The organism is Hyphococcus aureus (assembly GCF_042643165.1).
Taxonomy (GTDB): Bacteria; Pseudomonadota; Alphaproteobacteria; order Caulobacterales; family Parvularculaceae; genus Hyphococcus; species Hyphococcus aureus.
The window spans coordinates 2,627,557-2,653,366 of sequence record NZ_JBHRSH010000001.1; the positions used below are offsets into that span (position 1 = coordinate 2,627,557).

25 protein-coding genes are annotated in these 25,810 nt (G+C 58.9%); 16 read left to right on the forward strand and 9 right to left on the reverse strand.

Features of this window, described 5'->3' with window-relative positions:
- The first annotated feature begins 5 nt into the window (after positions 1–5).
- Positions 6–1,421, forward strand: coding sequence for a hypothetical protein (locus tag ACFOOP_RS12805; protein WP_379881374.1), 1,416 nt, complete (start codon positions 6–8; stop codon positions 1,419–1,421).
- The gene (locus ACFOOP_RS12810) at positions 1,418–2,203 is read left to right on the forward strand and encodes a PepSY domain-containing protein (protein WP_379881375.1); all 786 of its coding nucleotides are present in this window, start codon (positions 1,418–1,420) and stop codon (positions 2,201–2,203) included. Before ACFOOP_RS12805 ends, ACFOOP_RS12810 begins: the two co-directional genes overlap by 4 nt.
- Here the strand turns inward: ACFOOP_RS12810 and ACFOOP_RS12815 are convergent.
- Together ACFOOP_RS12815 and ald are read right to left on the reverse strand one after the other, a co-directional pair.
- Positions 2,200–2,544: a hypothetical protein gene (locus ACFOOP_RS12815; protein ID WP_379881377.1), complete on the reverse strand. Its 345-nt coding sequence runs from the start codon at positions 2,542–2,544 to the stop codon at positions 2,200–2,202. The two genes, ACFOOP_RS12810 and ACFOOP_RS12815, sit on opposite strands and share 4 nt — an antisense overlap.
- Before the next feature lie 184 nt (positions 2,545–2,728).
- Positions 2,729–3,844: an alanine dehydrogenase gene (gene ald, locus ACFOOP_RS12820; protein WP_379881379.1), complete on the reverse strand. Its 1,116-nt coding sequence runs from the start codon at positions 3,842–3,844 to the stop codon at positions 2,729–2,731.
- 138 nt (positions 3,845–3,982) lie between these two features.
- On the opposite strand from ald, the gene ACFOOP_RS12825 reads away from it, so the two are divergent.
- The 3 genes from ACFOOP_RS12825 (at position 3,983) to lipA (ending at position 6,382) form a co-directional block, all read left to right on the forward strand.
- Complete coding sequence (locus ACFOOP_RS12825) at positions 3,983–4,435, forward strand: Lrp/AsnC family transcriptional regulator (protein ID WP_379881381.1); 453 nt, start codon at positions 3,983–3,985, stop codon at positions 4,433–4,435.
- Positions 4,436–4,618: 183 nt separating this feature from the next.
- Positions 4,619–5,344: a hypothetical protein gene (locus ACFOOP_RS12830; RefSeq protein ID WP_379881382.1), complete on the forward strand. Its 726-nt coding sequence runs from the start codon at positions 4,619–4,621 to the stop codon at positions 5,342–5,344.
- Positions 5,345–5,428: 84 nt separating this feature from the next.
- Positions 5,429–6,382, forward strand: a complete 954-nt coding sequence (gene lipA, locus ACFOOP_RS12835) for a lipoyl synthase (RefSeq protein ID WP_379881383.1) — start codon at positions 5,429–5,431, stop codon at positions 6,380–6,382.
- On the opposite strand, the gene ACFOOP_RS12840 is transcribed toward lipA, so the two are convergent.
- Both ACFOOP_RS12840 and ACFOOP_RS12845 read right to left on the reverse strand, forming a co-directional pair.
- On the reverse strand, positions 6,379–7,023 hold the full coding sequence (locus ACFOOP_RS12840) for a hypothetical protein (protein ID WP_379881385.1): 645 nt from the start codon (positions 7,021–7,023) through the stop codon (positions 6,379–6,381). The genes lipA and ACFOOP_RS12840 overlap by 4 nt on opposite strands.
- 64 nt (positions 7,024–7,087) lie before the next feature.
- A complete protein-coding gene (locus tag ACFOOP_RS12845; RefSeq protein WP_379881386.1) occupies positions 7,088–7,315 on the reverse strand; it encodes a hypothetical protein in 228 nt (75 codons plus the stop codon).
- A gap of 181 nt (positions 7,316–7,496) precedes the next feature.
- Between ACFOOP_RS12845 and ACFOOP_RS12850 the strand changes: the two genes are divergently transcribed.
- Positions 7,497–8,183 (forward strand): glutathione S-transferase N-terminal domain-containing protein, encoded by a 687-nt coding sequence (locus ACFOOP_RS12850; protein ID WP_379881388.1) that lies wholly within the window; start codon positions 7,497–7,499, stop codon positions 8,181–8,183.
- Between the two features lie 52 nt (positions 8,184–8,235).
- On the forward strand, positions 8,236–8,673 hold the full coding sequence (locus ACFOOP_RS12855; RefSeq protein ID WP_379881390.1) for a type II toxin-antitoxin system RatA family toxin: 438 nt from the start codon (positions 8,236–8,238) through the stop codon (positions 8,671–8,673).
- On the opposite strand, the gene ACFOOP_RS12860 is transcribed toward ACFOOP_RS12855, so the two are convergent.
- From ACFOOP_RS12860 to ACFOOP_RS12880, 5 genes are all read right to left on the reverse strand, one after another.
- Complete coding sequence (locus ACFOOP_RS12860; protein WP_379881392.1) at positions 8,670–9,572, reverse strand: hypothetical protein; 903 nt, start codon at positions 9,570–9,572, stop codon at positions 8,670–8,672. The two genes, ACFOOP_RS12855 and ACFOOP_RS12860, sit on opposite strands and share 4 nt — an antisense overlap.
- 65 nt (positions 9,573–9,637) lie before the next feature.
- The gene (locus tag ACFOOP_RS12865; protein ID WP_379881394.1) at positions 9,638–12,256 is read right to left on the reverse strand and encodes a TonB-dependent receptor; all 2,619 of its coding nucleotides are present in this window, start codon (positions 12,254–12,256) and stop codon (positions 9,638–9,640) included.
- Positions 12,257–12,555: 299 nt separating this feature from the next.
- Positions 12,556–13,047 carry a CinA family protein gene (locus ACFOOP_RS12870; protein ID WP_379881396.1) on the reverse strand — a complete coding sequence of 164 codons (492 nt, stop codon included), beginning with the start codon at positions 13,045–13,047 and terminating at the stop codon, positions 12,556–12,558.
- Positions 13,044–13,286 carry a putative signal transducing protein gene (locus ACFOOP_RS12875; protein ID WP_379881398.1) on the reverse strand — a complete coding sequence of 81 codons (243 nt, stop codon included), beginning with the start codon at positions 13,284–13,286 and terminating at the stop codon, positions 13,044–13,046. The genes ACFOOP_RS12870 and ACFOOP_RS12875 overlap by 4 nt, the downstream gene beginning before the upstream one ends.
- 3 nt (positions 13,287–13,289) lie before the next feature.
- Positions 13,290–14,477: a bifunctional 2-C-methyl-D-erythritol 4-phosphate cytidylyltransferase/2-C-methyl-D-erythritol 2,4-cyclodiphosphate synthase gene (locus tag ACFOOP_RS12880; protein ID WP_379881400.1), complete on the reverse strand. Its 1,188-nt coding sequence runs from the start codon at positions 14,475–14,477 to the stop codon at positions 13,290–13,292.
- 73 nt (positions 14,478–14,550) lie between these two features.
- Here ACFOOP_RS12880 and dusB point away from each other — a divergent pair, with 73 nt between their 5' ends.
- The 9 genes from dusB (at position 14,551) to ACFOOP_RS12925 (ending at position 25,797) form a co-directional block, all read left to right on the forward strand.
- Entirely contained in the window at positions 14,551–15,561 is a 1,011-nt protein-coding gene (gene dusB / locus ACFOOP_RS12885) for a tRNA dihydrouridine synthase DusB (RefSeq protein ID WP_379881402.1), read from the forward strand.
- Positions 15,562–15,788: 227 nt separating this feature from the next.
- Entirely contained in the window at positions 15,789–18,074 is a 2,286-nt protein-coding gene (locus ACFOOP_RS12890; protein ID WP_379881403.1) for a sensor histidine kinase, read from the forward strand.
- Positions 18,075–18,101: 27 nt separating this feature from the next.
- Entirely contained in the window at positions 18,102–19,490 is a 1,389-nt protein-coding gene (gene ntrX, locus ACFOOP_RS12895) for a nitrogen assimilation response regulator NtrX (protein ID WP_379881405.1), read from the forward strand.
- Between the two features lie 44 nt (positions 19,491–19,534).
- Entirely contained in the window at positions 19,535–20,908 is a 1,374-nt protein-coding gene (trkA, locus tag ACFOOP_RS12900) for a Trk system potassium transporter TrkA (protein ID WP_379881406.1), read from the forward strand.
- Between the two features lie 6 nt (positions 20,909–20,914).
- Positions 20,915–22,306 carry a potassium transporter TrkG gene (locus tag ACFOOP_RS12905; RefSeq protein ID WP_379881408.1) on the forward strand — a complete coding sequence of 464 codons (1,392 nt, stop codon included), beginning with the start codon at positions 20,915–20,917 and terminating at the stop codon, positions 22,304–22,306.
- Positions 22,307–22,310: 4 nt separating this feature from the next.
- Positions 22,311–23,165: a D-amino-acid transaminase gene (dat, locus tag ACFOOP_RS12910; protein WP_379881410.1), complete on the forward strand. Its 855-nt coding sequence runs from the start codon at positions 22,311–22,313 to the stop codon at positions 23,163–23,165.
- A 136-nt stretch (positions 23,166–23,301) separates the two neighbouring features.
- On the forward strand, positions 23,302–23,541 hold the full coding sequence (hfq, locus tag ACFOOP_RS12915; protein ID WP_379881411.1) for an RNA chaperone Hfq: 240 nt from the start codon (positions 23,302–23,304) through the stop codon (positions 23,539–23,541).
- Between the two features lie 94 nt (positions 23,542–23,635).
- Positions 23,636–25,003, forward strand: coding sequence for a GTPase HflX (gene hflX, locus ACFOOP_RS12920; protein ID WP_379881412.1), 1,368 nt, complete (start codon positions 23,636–23,638; stop codon positions 25,001–25,003).
- Positions 25,000–25,797 (forward strand): inositol monophosphatase family protein, encoded by a 798-nt coding sequence (locus ACFOOP_RS12925; protein WP_379881414.1) that lies wholly within the window; start codon positions 25,000–25,002, stop codon positions 25,795–25,797. The genes hflX and ACFOOP_RS12925 overlap by 4 nt, the downstream gene beginning before the upstream one ends.
- The last annotated feature ends 13 nt before the right edge of the window (positions 25,798–25,810 follow it).

Consider the following 25,810-nt stretch of genomic DNA (forward strand, 5'->3'; position numbering starts at 1 on the left):
CCCCAGTGACCAGGCTCGCCGCTACTCTCGCCGCCATTTTTGGCGCAGGAGCCATGCTTGCGGCCTGTAACGGCGAATCAAATGAGGCGGGCGCCGACAAGGCGGCCCGCCTTTCCAATGCTTCAGTTGAAACAGCAGACGGCGCGCCGCGAGATGCTTATGTCGCGGCGCAGGAAACTTCGGCGAGCCTCAATTCCCTCGGGGAAGCTTTCGTCAAGCTGGCGCTGGGCGTCGGCGAACATGATCCTGACTTTGTGGACGCCTATCACGGTCCCGTCGATTGGGCCGAGGAGGCGAAGCGACAGCAGCGCCCGCTCGACCAGCTCGAAGCAGACGCCCAAGGGCTATTGATCTCCATTTCCCGCGCCAATGCCGGTGGGGCCAGCGTTCGCGGCGCGATGCTTGAAAAACAGTTCCGCGCAGCGCTCACCCGCATTCAAATGGCGCAGGGCAAGACATTTTCCTTCGATGAGGAAACCCGGCTTCTCTATGACGCCGTGGCGCCGCAATACGACCTCGCGGAATTCGACGCCGCTCTTACTGAAATCGATGCGCTGTTGCCGGGTGAAGGTACGCTATCGGACCGCGTAGAGGCGTTTCGGAATTCCCTCGCAGTTCCTGAAGACAAGCTGCAGGCGGTCTTCGACGCCGCTATCGCCGAATGCCGCAAGCGCACGCTCGCCCATTATGGGCTGCCGGAAACTGAAAGCTTCCGTCTGGAGTTTGTCACTGACAAACCCTGGAGCGGCTATAACTGGTATCAAGGCGATTACGAAAGTCTCATTCAGGTCAATACGGATTTCCCGATCATCATCGACCGCGCTGTCGACCTCGGTTGTCACGAAGGCTATCCGGGCCACCATGTATGGAACGTTTTTATCGAGCGCGACCTTCTGGATGGCGCAGGGTGGATCGAATACTCCGTCTATCCGCTGTTCTCGCCCATGTCGGTGACCGCGGAAGGCTCAGCCAATTACGGCATTGAGCTCGCCTTTCCGGACAAGGAAAAGATCGCTTTTGAACGCAATGTTCTTTTTCCGCTCGCCGGGCTCGATCCTGAAAAAGCGGCGACGCTTGAACAGCTCAATGATCTGCGCCGCAAACTTTCCCACGCGCGCAATCACATCGCGCGGGAATATCTCGACGGGCGCCTCAGCCGTGACGAGGCGGTGGAGCTATCGATGAAATACCGGCTAGAATCCCGTGAGCGGGCTGAACAGTCGATCCGTTTCATCGAAACCTATCGCGGCTATGTGCTGAACTACAATCTTGGTCGCGACCTCGTCGAAGGCTTTGTGGAGCATCAGGCTGCGCTGAATGGCGGCGACCGCTGGGCGGCGTTTGAAACGCTGCTGACGACGCCGCTGTCGGCGTCCGACATTGCGCAAGCCTCATCAACATCCGGCGGCGCAGGCGAATGAAAGCCAAAACCTGGGTTCAGCGCATCCATCTCTGGGCGGGGCTGATCCTCGGCATCCAGGTTCTTCTGTGGATGGCGTCCGGGGTAATCATGAGCTGGTTCCCCATCGAGATGGTGCGCGGTGAAAATGTCGCTTTCATCTCGCCGCCGATTGAGCTTGAGGCGCAAGCCTATGCATCGCCGGGCGGAATTATTGCGCAGGCGGCGGGCGCCACCTCAGTGGAGCTGAAGCGGTTTGGCGGACGGGTCGTTTATCTCGCCTCGAACGCCGACGGCGCCATCGCCATGTTTGACGCATCAAGCGGTGAAAGGCTGACTCCCTTGAAGGAAAGGGATGTGCGCGGCATCGCCAAACAGGATTTTGTCGGCGACGGTGAGATCGTCAGCGCACGCCTGATTAGTTTTCCGCCACAGGAATATCGCCGGGAGACGCCGGTCTGGCGCGTTGATTTCGACGACAAATACAACACACGTCTTTATATCTCGCCGTCGAGCGGCGAGGTGCGCGCGCGCCGCAACGATATCTGGCGGCTCTACGACTTTTTCTGGATGCTCCACATTATGGATTATGAGGACCGTGAGGATTTCAATAATCCATTGGTGATGACCGCCGCCGCCGCTGGGTTAGTCTTTGCGCTGTCGGGGATCATCATCGTCATCATGCGGTTGACGCGCGGGCGTTACAAACACGACCTGATGCTGTTGGCGCGCGCAAAACCGCGTAAGCGAGACGCGCCATCCAAGAAAACTGAAATTTCAGACGGTAGTGAAACCCGGGACTAGAACGCGAAGTAGATCGGCTCCGGTCCTTGCGGGGCGCTCTTGTCGCTCTTTTCGTCTTTGTCAGACTCAGCGAGCTTGGTTTTCTTTTCTTCCGGACATTCGCTGCTCTCGGTTTCAACACCGGCCGCGGCGGTTTCTTCTGCGTCGATGCGGATGAAGCGCTGCATCATGTTTTCAAGCGCAGAACTCGCCTGATCGGTGGAAGCGTCAGATCCGCTATCGGCAAAAAGGGCCGATCCGCCGCCGAAAGGCAGGGAAGGCGCGGCGTGCGCGTGAGCAAAACCCAGCGCCAAGCCCATTCCGGCGGCGACGGCAAAGCTCTTGAAAATAGATTTGCGCATAATGTTCCCTCTCTCCGGCGCGACTATGCCTCTGATCGCGCGCTTTCGGCAAGCTTTATCCCGGAGGACCAGAGCCGGAATTGCTTACCATCAAGTAATATTTTCGCGAGCTTTCAGTGTTTTTGCGCCGCAATATAACAGCGCCCGGCGATGGCCGGGCGCTGGGTTAGAAAAAGCTTATGGGTCAGGCTTTTAGAGCATCCGCCGCAGGGGTGTAGTCGACCCCGAGGGCCTCTGCGACCGCCTTATAGGTGACCTTGCCTTTGTGGATGTTGAGCCCGTCCTGAAGATGCGCGTTGTCCTTCAGCGCCTCCAATCCGCGGTTGGCGAGTTGCAGGCCAAAGCCCAGCGTCGCGTTGTTGAGGGCGTGCGAGGAGGTCAGCGGCACGGCGCCCGGCATATTGGCGACGCAATAATGAATGACGTTTTCGACCACATAGGTGGGATCGGCGTGGGTGGTCGCGTGGGAGGTTTCAAAGCACCCGCCCTGATCGATGGCGACATCCACCAGCACAGAGCCTTCTTTCATGCCTTTCAGCATCTCGCGGGTGACGAGCTTTGGCGCCGATGCGCCGGGGATCAACACGGCGCCGACCACCACATCCGCGACGTCGGTTTCTTCGTCGAGGGCTTCATAGGTGGAATAACGGGTCTTGGCGCGGCCTTCGAAAAGCTCGTCGAGCTCAGCAAGGCGACGGTTAGAGCGGTCGAGGATGGTGACATCCGCGCCGAGGCCTACAGCCATGCGCGCCGCATGGGTGCCGACAACGCCGCCGCCAATGACCAGCACTTTCGCCGGCAAGACGCCCGGCACGCCGCCCATCAACAGCCCGCGCCCGCCCTGGTGCGCCGTCAGCGCATAGGCGGCGGCCTGGATGGAAAGGCGTCCCGCGACTTCGCTCATGGGCGCCAGCAGCGGCAGACCGCCGTAGGCGTCCGTGACAGTTTCGTAGGCGACAGCTGTGACACCTGATTCAATGAGGCCGCGCGCCTGATCCGGATCGGGCGCCAGGTGCAGATAAGTGTAGAGGAGCTGACCTTCGCGAAGCTGCGCCCATTCTGTCGGCTGGGGCTCCTTCACTTTGACGATCATGTCGGCTTTTTCGAACACAGTCTTGGCGTCTGGAGCGATCTTGGCTCCCGCGGCGACATAGTCGGCGTCGCTCGCCTTAATCCCGGCGCCGGCGCCGGTTTCCACCAGCACCTCATGCCCGTTCTGCACATATTCGCGCACGCTCCCGGGAACCAGGCCGACGCGGTATTCGTGATTTTTGATTTCCTTTGGAACGCCAACAAGCATGGGAGTCTCCCTCGTGATTTGTTCGGGGCGGATTATATTCAGAATTTAGAGGATATTTTTGATATTTTACGCCATTTTTGATAATTAGAAGAATTATGTATCGTAATCTATGAATTTAGGAGAATGGAATTCAATGCCATGGACAAGTTCGACACAGCTATCTTGAACGTCCTTCAGGAGGACGGCCAGACCCCCTTCACGGAGTTGGGGGAGCGGGTGGGGCTGTCGCCGTCGGCCTGTCACAAGCGGGTGAAGGAGCTCTGGCGCACCGGCGTCATCACCCAGCAGGTGGTGATCGTCAATGAACGCGAAGCGGGGTTGGAAACCTCGGTCTTCGTTCAGGCGACCCTTAAAAATCAGCAACAATCGACGCTGAACGAATTTGAAAAAGCGGTGACGCGCCATCGCGAAATCATGGAATGTTACCTGATGGCCGGCCTGTCGGATTATCTGTTGCGCATTCTTTGTCTCGACGGCGCCGATTATGAGCGCATCCACACGGAAATTCTCACGCGTCTTCCGGGGGTTGACCGGGTGATTACAAATTTCGCGATCCGCAAGGTGTTCCGCCGAACCGCTGTTCCCCTCTAAAAAAGATGCTCAAATAAGGCGCAACCGGCGCTGAATTGTGGCGAGAATGCGGCGGGCGTTAATAATACAAGCCCTTACGCCGCTTACTTTCTGACAATGAATATAAATTTGGCGTTAACGTCTTAAGCGGGCGGCAAACCTTAGGCGCCATCCTCCCAATCAAGTTTTATAAGTGAGGATGACATGCTTACCACTGCGCGTGTTGATATTCCCGCTCCTGTTGTTGCGCGTCTCAAGCACGCTGCGGATTACTCCGACAATGTGAATGATTATGCGCGCGAGGATCTGATCGGGTTCAAACGACCTATTGCGGCGACCTTTGCGCTTTTGGCGCCCTTGGTTCTCGCCTTCAATTATTATGTGGCTGGCCTGATGATGACGGTGCAGGTCGCGGCGATGATGATCCTTTTCGTCGCTGGCGGGCTTTTCGTGATTGGCCGGCAGGAATGGCCGAATATCGTCGCCAAGTTTCAGGGCTGCGTCATGGCGAAGCGCAAAGCCATCGCTGACTTAAGATGCGGCTTCGGCGAATCGTCTTTTCTGAGCAATGGCCGCGCGCCGGCATTTTATGAACATGCGAATGGCGTGCTCGTGCTCGCCGACGCAGGCGATCTGAAAACGCTTTTCTTCGATGTTTCGAAGGATGGATCCGACCCGCGTTGGGAGCTTTATCAAAGCGGCGAGATGCGCCGCCGGGTCTGGCGCTGGTTGCGCCTGCCGGTGTCGCGCGAGGTGGTGAAGTTCTCCACCGAAGGCGCGCAGCTCGCTCGTGTCAGCGCGGCGCCGACGATCCCTTCCATAGAAGCCTGGGAGGCGATCAATGTCTCCCTCGGAGAGCCTATGGACGGGGCCATCATCCATCGCCCGTTTGACGAGATTATCGACGACGTTAACCGCTTGATGTTTTAGGCGGTTTCGCCCCTTCCATCAGTCCCTGCGCCCAGCTGGCGGCGCCCCTTACAATACAGGGGCGCCGCTGCTACATGGAGCGCCATGGCGACGATCATAGACACAATCGGCGGGGAAAAGCCCCGCCATCCGGAAAAACAAAAACGCGAGGATAGCCCGATCCTGCGCAAGCCCGAATGGATTCGGGTCAAGGCGCCGGTCTCCAGGGGCTATGCGGCGACGCGCGAGATTGTGCGCTCGAAAAACCTGCACACAGTCTGCGAAGAGGCGGCGTGCCCCAATATCGGCGAGTGCTGGGATAAAAAGCACGCGACCATGATGATCATGGGCGACACCTGCACGCGCGCCTGCGCCTTTTGTAATGTGAAGACCGGATTGCCGGCGCCGCTGGATGTCAACGAGCCTGGAAATGTCGCCGACGCGGTGGCCGAGATGGGCCTCAACCATGTCGTCATCACGTCTGTTGACCGCGACGACCTCGAAGATGGCGGCGCCGATCATTTCGCGAAGGTTGTGAAAGCCATTCGCGCCCGCGCGCCCGGGACGACGATTGAAATTCTGACGCCGGATTTCCTGCGCAAGGATGGCGCGGCGGAGATTGTGATCGATTCAAAGCCGGATGTCTTTAATCACAATCTTGAAACCGTGCCGCGTCTCTATCTCTCCATCCGACCCGGCGCGCGTTATTACAATTCCATGCGCCTGCTTGAAAAAGTGAAAGAGCGTGACCCGACGATGTTCACGAAGTCGGGCATTATGGTCGGGCTTGGCGAAACCCGCGAAGAAGTGATGCAGGTGATGGACGACATGCGTTCCGCCGGCGTCGATTTCATCACCATTGGCCAATATCTACAGCCCACACGCAAGCATGCGCCCATCGACCGCTTCGTTCACCCGGATGAATTCAAATCTTATGAAACGCTGGCGCGCGCCAAAGGCTTTTTGATGGTTTCGTCCTCGCCGCTGACACGGTCATCGCATCATGCAGGCGAGGATTTCGCGAGATTACAGGCGGCGCGCGCCGCCAAAGGCGCTTAGCAATTGCCGCAGGGACGCCGGCATTGGGACTGCAACAGGCCCTTCACATCGCCGCAAACCTTCAGAACGTCCTGATCCTCGATCCGGTCTCCGGTTTGCGCGTCGTTTTTCTGCCGCTGATCGTTATTCTGGGTCATGGTGTTCTTGTTGTTGACGATGACGGCGGGTTTGGATTTCGCCTTGTGGCCATGATCGGAGCGGGGCTTGCTTTCGATCCGGCGGAGATCCTCAGCGAGATCTGAAAAGCGTCGCTCGGCGTCCTTGCGGTCGCTCGCGGCCATATAGCATTTCGCTTCATCGTAACGCTGCACCTCAAGACAATGCATATGCGTTTTGCAGCGCTGCACGACGGCGTTGTAAGCGGCGTTGATCTCGGCCCGGAAAGCGTCCAGCGGCGCCTTGCTGGCGTCGGGATTGCTTGCGCCCGCGGCGATCGCGCCCTGAACGGCTGAAAGATAGTTTTGCTTTCCGGCCGTATATTGCGCTTCGCAGGTTTCTGCAGCGATGTCGCGCCGCGCCTGCGGCTCTCCGGCGGGAATGATGGTCTCATTGCGGACCGTGAAGTCGTCAACTGCGACTTTGTGTGTGCAGCCTTGCGTCAATGCAGCGAGCGCGGCGATGATGACAAGATATGTTTTCATAAAAACCCCCGTTAAAGGACCGGCTTTTTGCGGTCTGTTTGAAAACTGAAAATGTGAAGGGCGCTCAGCCCTCAAAATCGAACTGAAGTTCAAGCGGGCCGAAGCAGCAGGGCGCGGCGAAATACCCGGCCTTCAGGCCTGCGCAATATCCGATTGCGAGCAGGACGACGGTGACGAGAACGCTGACAGCGATGATCGTCATGACATTGGATTTCTTTTCGGGCGCCGCTGATTTCTTCTCAATATTGAAGAAAGCAATGTCCTGATATCGTTTTTCTGCGTCTAAACTCATCTTTTCCCCTCCATTTAAAGTAAAGAACAAATGAAAAACATTTATTTATTACACTCTATAGTTGCAGCTTGTCGAGTCTTCCCGTCTGGCGGTCGGGCTACGACGCGCGCGCGTCTTGCGAGGGGCGTTACGCGCGGCTAAGAGACGGGCGGGCCGCTTCAAGGCTCGCTGGAATGCCGCTATGGCCTTGAAATTATACGATCTTGCGCTGGCCGATCCCGATATCAGGCCGAGCCCGTTCTGCTGGATGGTGAAATTCGCGCTTCTCCACAAAGCGCTGGAATTCGAGCCCATTTTGGTCGGCTTCGCCGACAAGACCAAATATCCCGATCCGGAATATGGCCGCATCCCGGTCATCGTCGATGGCGAGGAGATGGTCAAAGACAGCGCGGCGATTATGGCGTGGCTCGACAAGACCTATCCTGAAAACCCGCTTGTCGCGACGCAAGGAGAGGCGGCTGCGGCGGAATTTTATCGCAGCTGGTTGTTTTCGTCTTTCTTTCCGGCCGTGTCGCCAATGCTGGTCTCGCGTATTCACGCCCTCGCGGCCGAAGATGACAAACCCTATTTCCGTGCCTCGCGGGAGGAGCGATTCGGCAAAACGCTGGAAGAACTCGCCGCATTGCCGGGGCAAAAAGAAAAGACCGAAGCGTCGTTGCAGATTTTGTCAGCGCCGCTGGGGCGGTACCGGTTTCTCGGCGGCGACGCGCCCAATCTGTGCGATTACATTGTCATGGGCGCGTTCATGTGGCCGAGGCTTTCAACGGCGGAAGACATTTACGAAGCGCCGCAATCTGTCGCTGCATGGTTTGAACGTATGCTCGACCTGTTTGACGGCTATGCGCGCAATGCGAAACGGCCGTCATGACACATATGCTCGATCTTTTTGATGGACCCGCACGAAAGGCGAAGCGCCTCCCGTGACATTCCGGCATACCCAAACTGACGTACCCTACACGGCCGACCAGATGTATGCGCTGGTCGCCGATGTCGAAGCCTATCCCGAATTTCTGCCCTGGTGTGTCGGGCTGCGGATCGTTGAGCGCGGCGAAGCGAACATCACCGCCGACATGATCGTCGCCTACAAAGTTTTCCGCGAACGCTTCCGCAGCAAGGTCGCCCTCGATAGCGAGAGCAAGCGCATCGACGTTGCTTATGTGGACGGGCCGTTTCGCAATCTCGAAAATCGCTGGCGCTTTACGGACAAGCCGGAGGGCGGTTCCGTGATCGACTTCGAGATAAAGTTCGAGTTCAGGACCTTTCTATTGCAGGCGACGGCGCAGGCGGTGTTTGACAAGGCCTTTGCGCGCATGTCCGAAGCGTTTGTAAAGCGCGCCGACGATGTTTATGGCGGCTAGTCGATTTCAGGCAGGGTGAAGGAAACGACCTTGCCGCTGGGCCGGCTGATCGCCCAGACGCGGCGCGGGTCTTCAGGATCGAAAGCGAAGGCCTGACCCTCCGCGGGCGCTGCGATGGTGGCGACATGGGTCATGACCGGACCCATCTCGGGGAAGTCCAGAACATACATCTCCGGCAGATCATGACCCATAACATAAAGTCGGCCGTCATCGCCGATCGCGCCGCCTGACGCCGCCTGCGGCGCCATTTTTTCAAGGATGGAGGCGGGCAGGGCGTAGCCGCCGGTTTTTCGCCAGTCCCGGTCATAAGTGACGACCGATGCGTAGCTGTGATCCTTAAAGGGTAGTCCGGTTTCGTCATCATAATGGGCGAAGCCTGCAATCCATCCGTCTTTGTAATGGTCGAACCAGACGAGGGAGCCTTCATCCATCACGCCGAAGCTCTTGCTCTCTACATGGGTCATGGTTTTCGTATCGAAGATTTCAATAGAACTCGCCATAGGCAGTTGCGGATGGTTGGAATTGGCGCAGTAAAGCTTGCCCGCTTCGGCGTAGCAGCTGTTCATGTGGCGAATGAGGCCGCCGCGCTTGCCGATCCATCGTTTTATGAGGGCGCCGGTTTTGCGCTCATATTTTGCAAGGACGTAATTGGCGACGGCGTAGAAATATTTTTCGTCGGCGGCGACGCCCTGTGTCGCTTCCAGCGCCGTGAAGTCTTCAAGTTTTGTGGCGGTCAATTCCTGTGGGACCGGAGGCTGATAGTCTTCAATGCCCATCGCCATCCAGGCGGCGCGCCGAGCCTCGCGTCTTGCGTCTTCGTTTTGCGGTTCCTCACCATGAGCGGTGGCGGCGCTGAAACAAATAACGGCGAGGAGAGCGGCGGCGATGTTTTTCATCATTGATTCCCGTATCGCAAAAAACTGGCGCCCTTCAATTTTTTTGAAGAGCGCCAGCATTGGCATGTTTAGAAGGATGCGTTGAAGCCGACCCAGAACGTGCGGCCGAAACGCGCGTCTTCCTGAAGGAATTGTGCGTCCGGGCCGGTGAGTTCCGTACGGCCTTCATCCGTGACGTTCACGGCTTCGGCAACCACGGAGAAATTCTCGCTCAGATTGACGCGCGCCTGAAGATCAAGCTGGCCGCGTTCGTCCCAATATTCATCGTGGTTGGGATCACCGGCGTTCAGCAGGTCGAGGAATTCACCTGTGTAGTTATATGACCCGCGGACTTCGAAATATTCGTTCGCGTAGAACAGGGTCAAATTGTAGGTGAGATCCGGTTGTTGCAGCAGCGACGTGGAGCGCGTTGTTCCATCGCCGAGCGGCACCGTGAAGTCGGTGTCGAGCCAGGTGACATTGGCGCCGACGCCGAGCCCGTTCCATGGCGCCGGCAGGAAGTACATGACCTGCTGATATTGCGCTTCAAGACCTAAGATTTCGGCGTTCGCTGCGTTTTCCGGCTGGGTGACCCGATCGAAGACAACGCCGTCCACGGTGAGGTTGGCGTCGGTTGTTGTCAGGACAAAAATCTCGTCAGAGATGTCCTTGTAGAATGCGCCAACCGAAAGGATTCCTTCGGGAATGTACCATTCCAGCGAAGCGTCAATATTGGTCGATTTGCGCGGATCAAGCTCCGGATTGGAACGCGACAGGGTGAGGTCCGTGCCGTCTGTGCCCGGTGTAAAGCCGCGTGTAAGGTCGGAAATGTTTGGCCGGCCGATGGTCCGCGAGGCGGCGAGACGCAACACTACCTCGTCCGCGAGATTAAAGCGGGCGACCGCGCTGGGGAGAATGTTGGTGTAGTCGCCGGAGACCTGTTCACCGCCGACAGGGCCGCCATCCCATGACGTATGTTCGACGCGCACGCCGCCGGTGACGGAGCCGACCCCCAGATCAAGCGACCCCTGGACGTAGCCTGCGTAAACCTGCTCGGAGGCGGACGATGCGGATACCGATGTGGCGGTCTGCGTAAACGGATTGGCGGCGAAGAAAGCGTTCGCGGCGTCGCTGTCAATGCGGAACAGGAATTTGTAATTGCCCTGATAATCGACATCGGCGAGTTTGGTGTCGGGAACATCGGCGAGCGTGTAGGGGGTGTCGGATACGAAACGCGCGAAGTCGAAGCCTTCATCCTTGCTGCGATCGCGATAGACGCCGCCTGTTTTTACGGTGAAGGCGTCGAATTCAAACTCGCCATTCAGAGCAATTTCAAGAATTTCATCTTCTGCGTAACGATCAAGCTCGCCGCGATTGGTGTGCGCGTAGCTTGCCGGATTGTAGTAGCTTTCGGGATCGAGCGGATAGGAGCGCGGGAAGAAATCGGTTGTGTCATAGAGTGCGCCGAATGTTGTGTCGGTGACGAAAGCTTCGGTCGATTCCGGGTTGTGTAATTTAGCGCCGGAATAAGTCGCGCGCAGATCAAATGTCGCATTTTCCGTCGGGCGCCAGATGGCGTTGGCCTGGCCGTTGTAGATTTTCCGGTCGAGTATGAAACGGCCGATGCCGACGACGCCATAGCCGGTCTGAGTTACGCCTGAGGTGATGGTCTGATCCGTGATCATGCCGGGTTCAGAAGCCGCGCCGCTGGTTCCCAATTCATAGGTGTATTCGTCACGGCGTTCATCGTCATTGAACTGGGTGTAGAGGCCGGACAGGGTGACCTCGAACTGATCGCTCGGGCGCCATTCGACCTTGCCCGAGCCGCCAATACGCTGGCGGGTGTTGTTGTAGAAGAAAAGGCGGTTGTTGGTCGGCACAATAATCCCGTTGCCATTGCCGAGCCCGACATTGACGCCTGCGTCGTCAAATTCGGTGTAGTCGGCGTCATCGACTTCGACCTGTGGAATTTCGAAGTTGCGCACGGAGTAATCGAAGCCGATTACGACGCCGAACTGGTCGTCTGGGCCGAAAGTTGTGCCGGTTGCGAAATTGGCGCGCCATGGCTGCACTTTTTCGCCGTCGCTCAAGGTCGAGCCGTCGCCTGATTGTTCGTGAAAGCCGACAAACCCAGAACCGTAAAAGAAGGCGTCTTCCTGATCGAAGGCGCTGCGCGTAACGACGTTGATCGTGCCGCCGATAGCGTTACCGTCGAGCTCCGGCGTCACCGATTTCACAACTTCAAGGCGGCTTAAGAGCGAGGCCGGGATGACGTCGAGCGGCACAGCGCGACCTGAGCCGCCGCGTTCCGGCGAAGAAACAATGCCGCCGTCGATGGTGGTGCGGTTATAGGTTGGGTTCAGGCCGCGAATGATCGGAAACCGCGCTTCCGCCTGATCGTTCTGCACCGCAATGCCGGTGATGCGGCGAATGACAGCGGCGGTGTTGAGGTCCGGCAGGCGGCCAATGTCGTCCTGCACAGTGGCGTCCATGATGTTTGTCGCGCCGCGCTTGGCGTCGATGGCTCGCTTGAGTGAGACCGCTTGACCGTAGACGACAATTTCATCTTGCTCGTCTTCATCTGCATTCTGCGCCAATGCCGGCGCAGTAAAGCAAACGGAAAGCGCCGCTGCGCAGCAGGTGCGCATGAAACGGCGGTTGAATTTTGGGCGAGCGAAATCGCCGCGTGAAAGCGTGCGTGAAGACATTACTGTGACCCCTCAACAGGTTTTTGAAATTCATTGCGCGATGCAATATCGCGGCTTCAATCACAGAGCTGCGTCAGTTTCGTGTCGGTTGGGTGTCAGTAATGTTAAACATGTCGCAAAAGCGATATAAGCCTGAAGAGTAGTCAGTATACAGATATATAAAGCGTTTATGAAACGGGAGGTTGTGCGAACTCAATCGTTGTACAATTTGTGTTCTGCAAATTTTACCCAATGCGCATTGGCTGCGCATCGTCGCGATTCGCATGGGGCGCCGTTCAATATCTATGGTCGAAAATGCGTCACAACAGGCGCAACATCAGGTGCAGCGCAGTCTCGGTCGCTTTGGTTCTGACGAAATCGCGCGAGCCCGTGGCAAAGACCCGGCGTTCGACACGCGTGACGCCGTTCCTGTCCGCGAGGCCGAACCAGACAAGGCCGACGGGCTTGCGGTCCGTGCCGCCAGAGGGCCCGGCGATGCCGGTGACAGATACGGCGACATCGGCGCGGGAGTTATAAAGGGCGCCCTTCGCCATGGCGCGGGCGACCGGCGCGCTCACGGCGCCGTTTGTTTCAATGATCTTCGCAGGCACGCCGAGCATCTCGGTCTTCGCTTCGTTGGTGTAGGTGATAAAGCCGCGCTCAAAGATCGCGGACGCGCCGGGCACATCGGTGAGCGCAGAAGCGATCATCCCGCCTGTGCAGGATTCCGCCGCGGCGACCATCATGCCTTCGGCGCCGGCCTTGTCGATGATCGCCTGCGCCAGTGACCAGATGCGATGGGTCTGGGTCACTTCTGGTCTTTCAGATGCGTGCGGCTGATTTCGTCGCCTAGATCGGCTTCGCGCATAATGCGCAACGCCTGGTTGAAGTCGTCATCGGGCACAAGTATGCGCCTCGGCAAAGCGCCGATAGAACCATCCATGACGCTCGCATGCTGGTCAGCGAGGAGATAGTCGATATTGGCCTGGCTCATCAGGTTCTCGACATAATTGATCAGCGCCGGATTGTTGGTGCGTAAGAGCTCTTTCATGGCTTACTCCGAAACAGGCAAAGCGACGCTTGCGGTCGCCATGGCGGCGATGCCTTCGCGGCGGCCGGTAAATCCTAGTTGCTCGGTTGTTGTCGCCTTGACCGACACGCGCCGCTCATCAATGTCGAGAATTAGCGCGAGGGCGGCGCGCATCCGGTCGCGATGCGGGCCGATCTTCGGCGCCTCGCAAATCAGCGTCACGTCGCAATGGGCGATCTTGCCTTTGGCCCGCGCGACGAGGTCACGGGCTTTTTCCAGAAAGACATGGCTCGGCGCGCCTTTCCATTTCGGATCGGATGGCGGGAAGTGATCGCCGATATCGCCTTCGCTGATCGCGCCGAGAATGGCGTCGGTCAGCGCGTGCATCCCGACATCGGCGTCAGAGTGACCTTTCAGTTTCTTCTCATGGGGAATTTCAACGCCGCACAGGATAACGGCGTTTCCTTCCTCAAAGGCGTGGACGTCATAGCCATGACCGGTGCGGTATTCCATTTTCTTGTCTTTCCTGCCGAGCAGCGTTTCGGCCATGCCGAAATCCTGGGCCTGGGTCAGTTTCATATTGTCGGGCGAACCGGGAACAAGCGTGACGGAAAGCCCTGCGGCTTCGGCGACAGCGGCGTCATCGGTCAGCACTTTTCCTTCGGCCTCGCGATGCGCGGCGAGAATCTTGTCGAAGTGAAAGCCTTGCGGCGTCTGCGCCCGCCACAGCGCTTCGCGCGGCACTGTCGCGGCGATTTTTTTGTCGGCGCCTTCGCGCTTGATCGTGTCGTGAACGGGGAGAGCGGCGATGGCGCCGTCCGCCGTATCGAGGGCGTTGATGACCCGCGTGATGGTTTTCTGGTCGATGAAGGGCCGAGCTGCGTCATGGATCAGAACGCGGGACGGATGGTTCGCTATAATGCTTTCGAGGCCGAGCCGCACGGAGTCCTGTCGTTCCGCGCCGCCGGTGACCGGATCGAGCAGCTTTCTGTGCTTCAACAGCGCGCCCATGGCGGCGTCATATTCGTCGCGGTCGTCGCGATGAATGATGACGCGAACGCCGTCGATATCCGGATGACCCAGAAATGCCTCCACGGTCCGCGCGATCACGGCTTGGCCCGCCAGCAGTCGATATTGCTTCGGCCCGCCAGCGCCGGCGCGGCTGCCGCGGCCTGCGGCGACGATGACGGCGATTGTGTTCAGCTTAACCATGGTTTTCCGGAACGATTTGTAAGTCTCTGCTTTAGCGGGTAAACAGCCGCCACGCCAACAAGTTACATGTAGAATGTTTTCGATCGCTGACATCAACTTAAAGAACAACGTCGCGCTGGCGCCCATGTCCGGCGTCTCCGACCTGCCGTTCCGGCGGGCGGTCGCGCGTTTCGGCGCGGGGCTTGTGGTGTCGGAGATGACCGCGTGTGAGGAGCTTGTTCGCGGCCGGCCCGATGTGGTGCGCCGGGCCGAAGGCGATGGCGAGATCTTTCCCTTTGTGGTTCAGCTTGCAGGGAGGGAGCCGCGCTGGATGGCGGAAGGGGCGCGGCTTGCAGAGGCTGCCGGCGCAGACGTCATCGATATCAATATGGGTTGCCCGTCGCGGCAGGTGACGGGGGTTCTGTCGGGCTCGGCGCTGATGCGCGATCTTGACCACGCGCTGACCCTGATCGAAGCAACCGTTGCGGCGACCACGAAGCCGGTGACGCTCAAAATGCGGCTCGGCTGGGACTGGGATTGCCTGAATGCGCCGGAGCTGGCTGTTCGCGCGGAAAGCGCCGGCGTGCAGATGCTCACCGTGCATGGCCGCACCCGCAACGACTTCTACAATGGGACTGCGAACTGGGAGGCGGTGCGGGCGGTGAAAGACGCCGTGTCGATCCCGGTGATCGTCAATGGCGATATTGTTGATGTCGAGACGGCGCGCGAGGCGTTGAAGCATTCCGGCGCCGATGGCGTTATGATCGGCCGCGCTGCAACGGGGCGGCCCTGGTTGCCGGGCGCCGTCGCCAAAGCGCTGGAAACGGATGATGGCCGGATGGCGGCGCCGCCCCTCGATATGCAACGAGACGCTGCTGTCTCGCATTATCAAGAGACCATCGCCCATTACGGCGAGGTTCTTGGCGTCCGCATGGCCCGCAAACACCTCGCCGCCACTGTGGATCACGCGCCGTTGGATCTGGATCCGGCGCAGCGGCGGGCTTTCCGCGCTGACCTTTGCCGGATCAACTCGCCGGAAAAGGTCATTGAGGCGCTGGCTGGCTTCTTTGAAGGCTCTGTCCGTCTGGCGGAGCGGGCCGCCTGAGCTTCCGGATCGCTTTGGCGGCGCGCTGAGGCGGCGGTCCCGATCCGGTGTTTACCCTGTTTCATTTTGGCAACAAAAGTGTTGATTTTCTGCAACAACACAAGCACCATCCCCATAGTTTGGGGGAGGTTGAGCCGCTTGCGGCGGTCCCGGCGCGGGATGGCGTCTGGCGGCTGTGACGGCGGAGAAGGACTTCGGGCCGGAGAGCCCCTCAGGATGGCGTCGGGTTGAGTATTACGGAACAGCATTTCGACACACCGGATAGCGCGCGCTCCAGCGCCGCGCCGCGCCGTTTCATACCGCAATGGCTGCTTTCCAATACAACGGTCGCCTCCGCGCTGATCGGCGCCGCCGCAGTCGCTTTTCTCACCACCTGGTTTTTGATGTCGCCACTGGTGGAGCGCGTCGACCGCTCTTTCCTGATGTGGATGATCATCGGCAATATCGTGATCGCCGCCGGCTTCGCGCTGCTTGTCGGGGTGCGGCTGTTTCATGTGTGGTCAAACCGCCGCCACCAGCTTGCCGGCTCGCGCACCCATATGCAGCTTGTCTGGCTGTTTTCGGCGGTCGCGGCGATCCCGGCGGTCATCGCTTTTCTGTTCGCCTTCACCATCCTGCGCGCCAGCCTCAACGATGTTTTCAGTGAACGGATCGACAATTATCAGGAAACGGCGCGCGATCTCGCCCGCGGCCTGATCGAATTCAATTCAGCGGAAGCGCAGCAGACAATTCGTGAAATCGCCTACGATCTTCACCGTCAGGAAGTGGACGGCATCGGATTTGAACAGACGCCGATTTCGTTCCGCCGTTATGTCTTTGCTCAGGCGCAGGTGCGTGGTCTTTCGGCGCTCTATCTCCTTGACGGCGACATGAATCTTTTAGTGCGCGCGGAGCTGGAGTCCGGGACGTTCAATCTTCCCTCGGGCGATATTTTCAAACAGATCGAGGAAGTCGCAGCCCCCGGCGGTCAATTCGTCTTCGGCGTCAATGACGACGAAACCTATGATATGTTCCGCGGCACGCTGCCGATCGAGGATTACGGCGGCGGCTATCTCATCGCCTATTACCGGATCGACCCGAAGACGACAGCGCGCATTATTTCTGCACGCGAGGTTGTCGCTGATTGGGAAGAAGCCAAGCTCGGCCGTTCACGGCTCGAAAGGGTCTTCCTCGCCGGCTATGTGGTCCTCGCGATTATCATTCTCTTTGGCGCGATCTGGCTGGCTCTCGTCGCGGCGACACGGCTGGTCCAGCCGATCGGGCGTCTTGTGAAAATGTCCGAAAGGGTTTCCGGGGGCGACCTTGGCGCGCGCGTCGAGGTTTATAAAGACGATGGCGAACTTGGCGCTCTCGCGCGTTCCATGAACCATATGACGGCCCAGTTGCAGACACAGCGCGACGACCTGATTGATACGAACCGCCAGTTCGATGAGCGCCGCCGCTTTACCGAAGCCGTCCTGTCGGGCGTGTCGGCAGGCGTCATCGGTCTCGCCGGCGACGGGCGCATCACGATTGCGAACACATCGGCTGCGGATTTGATCGGCGAAGACAGCAACCGTCTTACGGGGCAAAATATCAAGGACATCATCCCGGAACTGGGCGGTCTTCTCGACCTTGCGGCGTCGTCCTCTGAAAATGAGGTCGGCGATCAGGTTGACGTCACCCGTCATGGCCGCACGCGGACGCTGAATGTGCGCATTGTGAAGGACGCCGCCGGCCAGGGCGATCGTTATGTTGTGACCTTTGACGACATCACCCAGCTTATTTCCGCTCAGAGAAACGCCGCCTGGGGTGACGTCGCCCGGCGCATCGCTCATGAAATCAAAAACCCGCTGACGCCGATCCAGCTTTCAGCGGAGCGACTGCGCCGCAAATATCTTGGCGAGATCCAGACCAATCCGGAAGTTTTCGAACGCTGCACCGAGACCATTATCCGTCAGGTCAGCGATATCGGCCGGATGGTCGATGAATTCTCGTCTTTCGCCCGCATGCCGAAACCGGTGATCGGGCGCGAGGACTTGCGCGAACTTATCAAGGCGGCGGTGTTCCCGCAGAAAGTCGCTTTCGCCGATGTGACATTTACGGTGGAGACGCCGGAAATGCCGGTGACGTCCGAATGCGATGGACGCCTTATCGTGCAGGCCTTGTCCAATCTTTTGAAGAACGCGGCGGAATCGATTGCGGGCCGTCTCGCGGAAGATGAGCATGGTCCGAAAGGCCGTATCGTTGTGAAGCTCGAAGCCGACGGGCCGATGGCGCGCATTCATATTATCGACAATGGCGTCGGCTTGCCGAAAGCGGAACGCCATCGTCTCGCCGAGCCCTACATGACGACCCGCGCCAAAGGGACGGGGCTGGGGCTCGCCATTGTGAAAAAGGTCGCCGAAGAACATGGCGGTTCGCTTGAGTTCGCCGATGACGCCACGCTCGGCGAAACAGGCGCGCGGATTACGATGTCACTACAGCGGGTTGGGGTAGACGGTGCGGCGCAGGTCGCCGCGGCTGCGGAATGAGAAGACGGAAGAAGGCGTAGGGATTTTATGAGTATTGATGTTCTGGTCGTTGACGACGAAGAAGACATTCGCGAGCTGATTTCGGGCATTCTCGAAGATGAGGGATTCTCGCCGCGCATGGCGGGGAACTCGACCGCTGCGCTGGCGGCCGTGCGTGATCGCCTGCCGTCGCTCGTGGTCCTTGATGTCTGGCTTCAGAACTCGGAAATGGACGGGATTGAAATTCTCGAAGCGTTGAAAAAGCTTCATCCCGGCCTTCCCGTGGTCATTATCTCCGGGCACGGAACGATTGAAACGGCGGTCGCGGCGATCAAGAAAGGCGCCTATGATTTCGTTGAAAAGCCATTTAACGCCGACCGTCTGATCCTCGCGGTCAATCGTGCGCTGGAGGCGGCGCGCTTGACCCTGGAAGTCTCTGAATTGCGCGAGCGCGCGCCAGACTGGGGGCTCATCGGCTCGTCCGCAGCGGTCGGATCGTTGCGCAATATTATTGAGCGTGTCGCCGACGCCCGCTCGCGTGTGCTGATTTCCGGTCCTCCAGGATCAGGGAAGGAAATGATCGCGCGGCTGCTGCATGCGCGCTCGAACCGCAAGAACCGTCCTTTTGTCGTCGCCAGCGCCGCCTCAATCGCGCCGGACCGTATGGAGGAGGAGCTTTTCGGCATTGAAGGCGAGAATGACGAAACGCAGATGATCGGCCTGATGGAAAAGGCCCATGGCGGAACGCTCATGTTTGATGAGATTTCCGACATGCCGCTGGAGACGCAAGGCAAGATTTTACGTGTTCTCGTGGAGCAGCGTTTCAAGCGCGTTGGAGGTTCGAAAGCGGTTGAGGTTGATGTTCGCATCGTGTCGACGACATCGCGCGATCTTCTCGGTCTCGCCACTGAAGGAAAATTCCGCGAGGACCTGTTCCATCGTCTCAATGTGGTTTCGATCAACGCGCCCGGCCTTGATGAACGGCGCGAGGACATTCCGGCGCTCACGGCGTTTTTTGTCGACCGCATCGCCAAATCTTCCGGTCTGCCCAAACGGCCCTTGTCGGCGGAGGCCATGGCCGCGCTTCAGGCTTGCGCCTGGCCCGGCAATGTGCGCCAGCTTCGCAACGTCATCGAGCGAACCCTGATTTTAATGGGCCGTGATCCGGAGATTGAAATCACCTGTGAGCATCTCCCCACCGAAGTGATGGATTCGGGTCTGACAATTCCGGCGGGCGAGGGGCTTGAGCAGATCATCACGCTGCCGCTGCGTGAGGCGCGCGAGCGTTTCGAGCGGGAATATTTGATTGCGCAAATCAACCGATTCGGCGGCAATATCTCCCGGACGGCGGCGTTTATCGGCATGGAGCGGTCCGCGCTTCATCGAAAACTGAAAGCGCTCGGCGTTAACGGGCAGATGCGCGTGGAAAGCGCGTGACGTCGGGCATATAAGGCCAGACGAAACATGAGGATTTAAAGATCATGCGCGTGATCGTTTGCGGCGCCGGCCGCGTGGGCGTCGGCATCGCACGTCGTCTTTCCGCAGAAAATAATGAAGTGACGGTAGTCGACCAGTCCAAGGAACTGGTGCGCGCCGTGACCGAGCGGCTTGATGTGCGCGGTATCGTTGGAAACGGCGCTTATCCCCAGACGCTGGAAGAGGCGGGCGCGCGCGAAGCTGACATGATCATCGCCGTCACTTTCTCTGACGAAGTGAACATGGTGGCGTGCCAGATCGCCCATTCCCTTTTCAATGTGCCGACGAAGATTGCGCGTGTTCGGGCTCAGGGTTATCTCGACCCGAGCTATTCGGATATTTTCTCGCGCAATCACCTGCCCATCGATGTTGTGATTTCGCCGGAGCGTGAAGTCTCCGAGGCGATCATCCAGCGGATGAGCACGCCCGGGGCTTTTGAGACAAAATCATTCGTGGACGGACGGGTCTGGGCGGTGGGCGTCAAGCTGCGCGAAGATTGTCCCATCGTCAACACGCCATTGCGGCAGGTGGCGGAGTTGTTTCCCGATCTGAAAATCACGATTGTTGCTATCCGGCGCGGCGACAGTATGTGGCGGGCGCATTCCGGCGATATGCTTGAGCCCGGAGACCGCGTCTATTTCATCGCTGACCGCAATGATGTCGCCCGCGCGCTCGAAATCATGGGCGAGGCGGGGCGCGCCGCCCGCCGCGTCATCATTATAGGCGGCGGCAATATCGGCCTTTTCGTCGCCAAGGGGCTTGAGAAGACCGGCAATATGAAAATCCGGCTCATTGAGCGCGACAGGAAGCGCGCTGAGGATATCGCCGAGGAGCTTGAGCGCACCATCGTGTTGCAGGGCGACGGTCTTGACCGCGCGATCCTGCGGGAAGCCGGGGTCGCCGAAGCGGAAACCGTTGTGTCCGTCACTGACAATGATCAGGTGAATATTCTGGCGTCGGTGGTCGCAAAACGTGAAGGCTCGCGCCGGTCCCTGGCGCTGATCAACGATCAGGATTACGGGCCGATCACAGAAGCTGTGGGTGTCGATCGTTATGTCGATCCGCGCGCGACAACGATCTCAACCATCCTCCAGCACATCCGTCGCGGCCGTATCAAAGGCGTCTATTCTCTGTCCGATGGCGATGCGGAGTTGATCGATGCGATCGCGCTGGAAACGTCTCCGCTTGTGGGCAAACCCCTGCGGGAGGCGAATTTGCCTGAGGGCGTCATGATCGGCGCCGTCTACCGCGACAATGAAGTGCAGATGCCCACGGGTGAGATGGTGATCAACGCTGGCGACCGCGTGGTGTTGATGTCCATGCGCGAGAATGTGAAAGATGTGGAACAAATGTTCCGCGTCAGCATTGAATATTTCTAGGCGGACATGGCGCTAATCAGCATTCTGCGCACCACTGCGACGCTATTATTTATCGTCGCCGCCGCCCTGATCGCGCCCCTGTTGCTCGCCTGGGCCGGGGCGGAACAAACCACTGGCGCTTACCTTTTCACGTTCTCGACTTGCCTCCTGTTCGGCGCCGGCGCCTATGCCGCTTCCATGGGCAAACGCTCCGCCTCGGGCTTTCGCGGCGCGCTTTCCGTTATCTTGATCTGGTGGGCGTTGATTCCTGTTTTCGCCGCGCTGCCGATCATGGCGGAGGGGCTTTCTTTTGCGGACGCCTATTTTGAAACTGTCTCTGCGATGACCACCACAGGGGCCTGGCTTTCCCATGAAAGCGCTGTGGCCAGTCCCGCGGGCGCGCTTTGGCGGGCGGAGCTGCAATGGCTTGGCGGGCTCGCCTCGCTGGCGATCGCGGCGGCGATTTTCATTCGTCCCGCCTTTATCGGAATTGATACGCTGCTGCCGCCATTCTCCCGGGGCGACCGCAATTCCTATCTCCGGCCCTTGCGAAACGCCGTTATTTCATTCGCCGGTGTTTACGCCGTTGTGACGGTCGCCGCTTTCGCGGCCTTCGCTATTGCAGGCGCGCCCACCTTTGACTCGGTGATCCTGGCGATGACGACATCGGCGTCAGGCGGCTTTATTCCCCATGAAGACGGCATCGCTGCCTATGGCATGAATGTCGAAGTGGTGCTGTTCTTTTTCACGCTTTTAGGCGGCGTCAATTTCATTCTCATCGCCAGAGTGATGAAGGGCGAGCGCGAGAAATTGCGTGATATTGAAACCGGCGCCTATCTGATGATCGTCATCTGGGCGGCGCTATTGTTCTGGATTACGGCGGGGGCCGGGGACGTCGTTCTGCTCGGCCCGCAATTGTTCAATGCGGCGTCTCTTGTCACCACCAATGGCTATGTGATTGGCGAGCCGCCGCCATTGTTAACATGTCTTGTCACGACGATTATCGGCGCAGCAGCGGTCTCGACCGCTGGCGGATTCAAAGTCCTGCGCTGGCTTGTGATCATGCGCCGCGCGCGCGAGGAGCTGCGCCGGCTCATCAGTCCCGGCGCAGTCTTCGGCCGCCGGCGCGTCGCCAATGAGCTTGGCGTGTGGATTCATTTCCTTGTTTTCACCATGACGCTGGCGTTTTTGTTGATGGCGTTATCCATCGGCGGGCATCCATTTGACCTCGCAGCGGCGGCGGCGGTGGCGGCGCTTTCAAACGCTGGTCCGCTGATCTCCCTTGCCGCTGATCATGCGGACGGCTACGCCGTCTTCGACGAGCCTTTGCGCTGGCTCTTGATCGTCGGCATGATCCTCGGCCGGATCGAAGGGGCGGTGGCGCTGGCGCTTGTCAATCGTGCATTCTGGAGATGGTGAGACCATGTCGCGTATCGCATATGTAAACGGCCAATATGTTCCGCAAAATCAGGCCATGGTTCATATTGAGGATCGTGGCTACCAGTTCGCGGATGGAATTTACGAAGTCTGCGTTGTCGTTGGCGGCCGCTATTGGGATATGGAAGGGCATCTCGCCCGGATGCAGCGCTCGCTTGAGGAGCTGCAGATGACGTCCCCAATGGATATGCGCGCCTTGAAAGTAGTCATGGCTGAGGTTGTGCGTCGCAATCGCCTGAAAGATGCGCTTGTCTATATGCAGGTGACGCGCGGCGTCGCGCCTCGCAATCATGCGTTTCCGCCCGAAGGAACACAGCCCAGTCTGGTCATCACCGCGCGGCGCTTCAATTTCGATCAGTCCGACGAAAAAGCCAAAAAAGGCGTCGCCGTCATTTCTCAGCCCGATATCCGCTGGGGCCGTGTCGATATCAAAACCGTGGGTCTCCTCCCAAATGCCCTCGCAAAGGAAGCGGCGACAAAGGCCGGCGCCGCCGAGGCGCTGCTGGTTCGGGACGGGATGGTGACGGAGTGCTCCTCGTCCAACGCCTGGATTGTCGATGAGACCGGGGCGATTATCACTCATCCGAAGACAAATGAGATCCTCGGGGGGATCACTCGCCAGACCGCTATTGCCTGCGCCGAGGAGCTTCAGATCAAGGTGATCGAACGTCCTTTCACACTGGAAGAGGCCAAGGCCGCCCCGGAGGCGTTTCTGACTTCGGCGACCTCCTTTGTCATGCCGATCATTTCCATCGACGGCGCGCAAATCGGGGCCGGCAAACCCGGCCCTGTGGCCCTCCGGCTTCGGGAAGCCTACAAGGCTCGCGCCTCAAGGGGTTGAAAAGAGGGGATTTCCCCCCGATTTCATGAAATGAGACCCAACTTGACGCGTAAACCAGTTGCCAGCCCGGTTATTCCGAGCCATGATGATTGCTGCGCTGCAATAAAAACACGAACCGACTCGGAGAAGCGGGACAATGAGCGAGAAGAAGCAAAACTTGCAGGACACGTTCCTGAACCATGTTCGCAAGGCCAAGATCCCGGTGACGATCTTCCTGGTGAACGGCGTAAAATTGCAGGGCATTGTCAGCTGGTTTGACAATTTCTGCGTGTTGTTGAAGCGCGATGGCCACGCCCAGCTTGTTTACAAGCACGCGATTTCAACAGTCATGCCGCAATCGCCAGTGATGCTTTGGGATGGCGAAGACGGCGAATAAGACGCCTCTCTGCGAAGACCCGGCCTGCCTTTCATGGTAGTAAGTTTCTGTCGCGCCCGCGCTTATATGCTGCGGGCGCCTGAAAGCGTTTGGTATGTCAGAACCGAAAACGTCTGAGAATCTTTTTGCGATCGTCGTTCATCCCGCCTTGCGCGGCGAAGAGGGGCTGCGCGCGCCCGAAGCGCGACTTGAGGAAGCGGTAGGACTTGCCGCTGCAATCAATCTGCAAATCGTCGATACTATGATTGCGCCAGTGCAAAAGCCGCGTCCGGCGACACTGCTGGGTGGCGGCAAGGTGGAGGAGATCAAGGCTCGCCTTGACGCTCATGACCCGCGGCCGGCGCTGGTGATTGTCGACGGCGCGCTGACCCCTGTGCAGCATCGCAATCTCGAAAAGGAATGGGACGCGAAAGTCCTCGACCGCACGGCGTTGATCCTTGAAATTTTTGGTGACCGGGCCCAGACGGCGGAAGGCCGGCTGCAGGTCGATCTGGCTCATCTCGATTATCAGCGCTCGCGGCTGGTGCGGTCATGGACCCACCTTGAACGCCAGCGCGGCGGCGCAGGGTTTCTCGGCGGTCCCGGCGAACGGCAGATCGAATCTGACCGCCGCGCCCTTGATGACAAGATTGTCCGCCTCAAGAAGAAGCTGGAGGAGGTGCGCCGCACGCGCACCTTGCAGCGCGCAAAAAGAAAGCGTGCGCCGCATCCGGTTGTCGCCTTGGTGGGCTATACCAATGCGGGCAAGTCAACGCTGTTTAACCGCCTGACAAAAGCGAGCGTCATGGCGGAAGACCTCCTCTTTGCGACGCTCGATCCGACTATGCGCTCGATTGATCTGCCTTCCGGTGTGAGGCTCATTCTCTCCGATACGGTGGGCTTTATTTCCGATCTGCCGACGCAGCTTGTGGCGGCGTTCCGCGCGACGCTTGAAGAGGTGCTGGAGGCTGATGTCATCATTCATGTGCGCGACATCGCCCATGAAGACAGTGACGCACAGCGGGCCGACGTCATCAATGTGCTTGGCGAGCTTGGGCTGGAACATGATGATGCCCGGCCGGTGATTGAAGCGCTCAATAAGACCGATCTCCTTGACGAGGATGATCGCCTCGACGTTGAAGCCATTGCACGCCTCAGCCAGAATGGGCGCATTGGCACGCTGGCCGAGCCGGTGCGCGTCGCCATTTCAGCGCAGACCGGCGAAGGCGTTGACCGTCTTCTGGCGCTGGTTGAGGAAGCGCTGACCATAGAGCATGAGCGCTTGACCGTGCGTCTGCCGTCTCCTTTTGGCGCGGCGCGCGCATGGCTGCACAGCCGTGCGGAAATCATTGATGAAACGCCGAGTGGTGATGATATGGTCATCACGGTGCGGCTTTCGAAAAAAACCGAAGGCCAGTTTTTCAAACAGTTCCCGGCGGCCAGCGCGGCCGCCGCCGAAGAGCTGAGTGAACAGCGCGCATGATTGTCGATCCCGAAAAGGTTGCGGGGCTGATCGCCGAGATCGCCGAAGAGGAAATCATGACGCGCTTCGGCTTGCTTGCCGAAGGCGATATCGACACGAAATCCGGCCCCAATGATTTTGTGACCGCTGCCGACCACGCCGCTGAAGCGCGCCTGAAACAGGCGCTGTTGGGGCTCTACCCGGGCGCAGCATTTATTGGCGAGGAGGGCGCCGCGGCGGATCCGTCGCTGACGGCGCGCCTTGATACGGAAGACGGCGCTTTCTGGATCGTCGACCCTCTCGACGGCACCCGCAATTTCGTTCACGGGCGCGAAGAGTTCGGCACCATTGTCGCCCTCATAGAAAAGGGTGAAATCCGTCAGGGCTGGATCTATGCGATTCCGGATAAGGGCTGCGCTATCGGATCGAAAGGCGACGGCGCTGCTTGGCGCGGAGAAAAGCTCACGGCGCCTGCGCCAAAACGGACAGAACTTCAGGGCTATCGCGGCGTCGGTTCTCTTCAAGGTAAGTGGAAAGATGAATGGCTGCCGCGCTTCCGGGAGTCGTTCGAAACAGAACCGGCGCGCTGCTCCGCTTACGCCTATATCAACCTGGCGCGGGGCATTCGCGACTTTTCAGTTTATTCCCGGGTTTATCCATGGGACCACGCGGCCGGCGTGCTGATTGTTCGCGAGATTGGCGGCAAGGCGGCCTACGTCGCCGACGGCGCGCCGTACCGGCCGCGGGTCGAGGTGGGGACGCCGCTGCTTGTAACCGGTTCAATACAGATATGGACGCAGATCAGCCAATCATGACTGCATCTCAGCG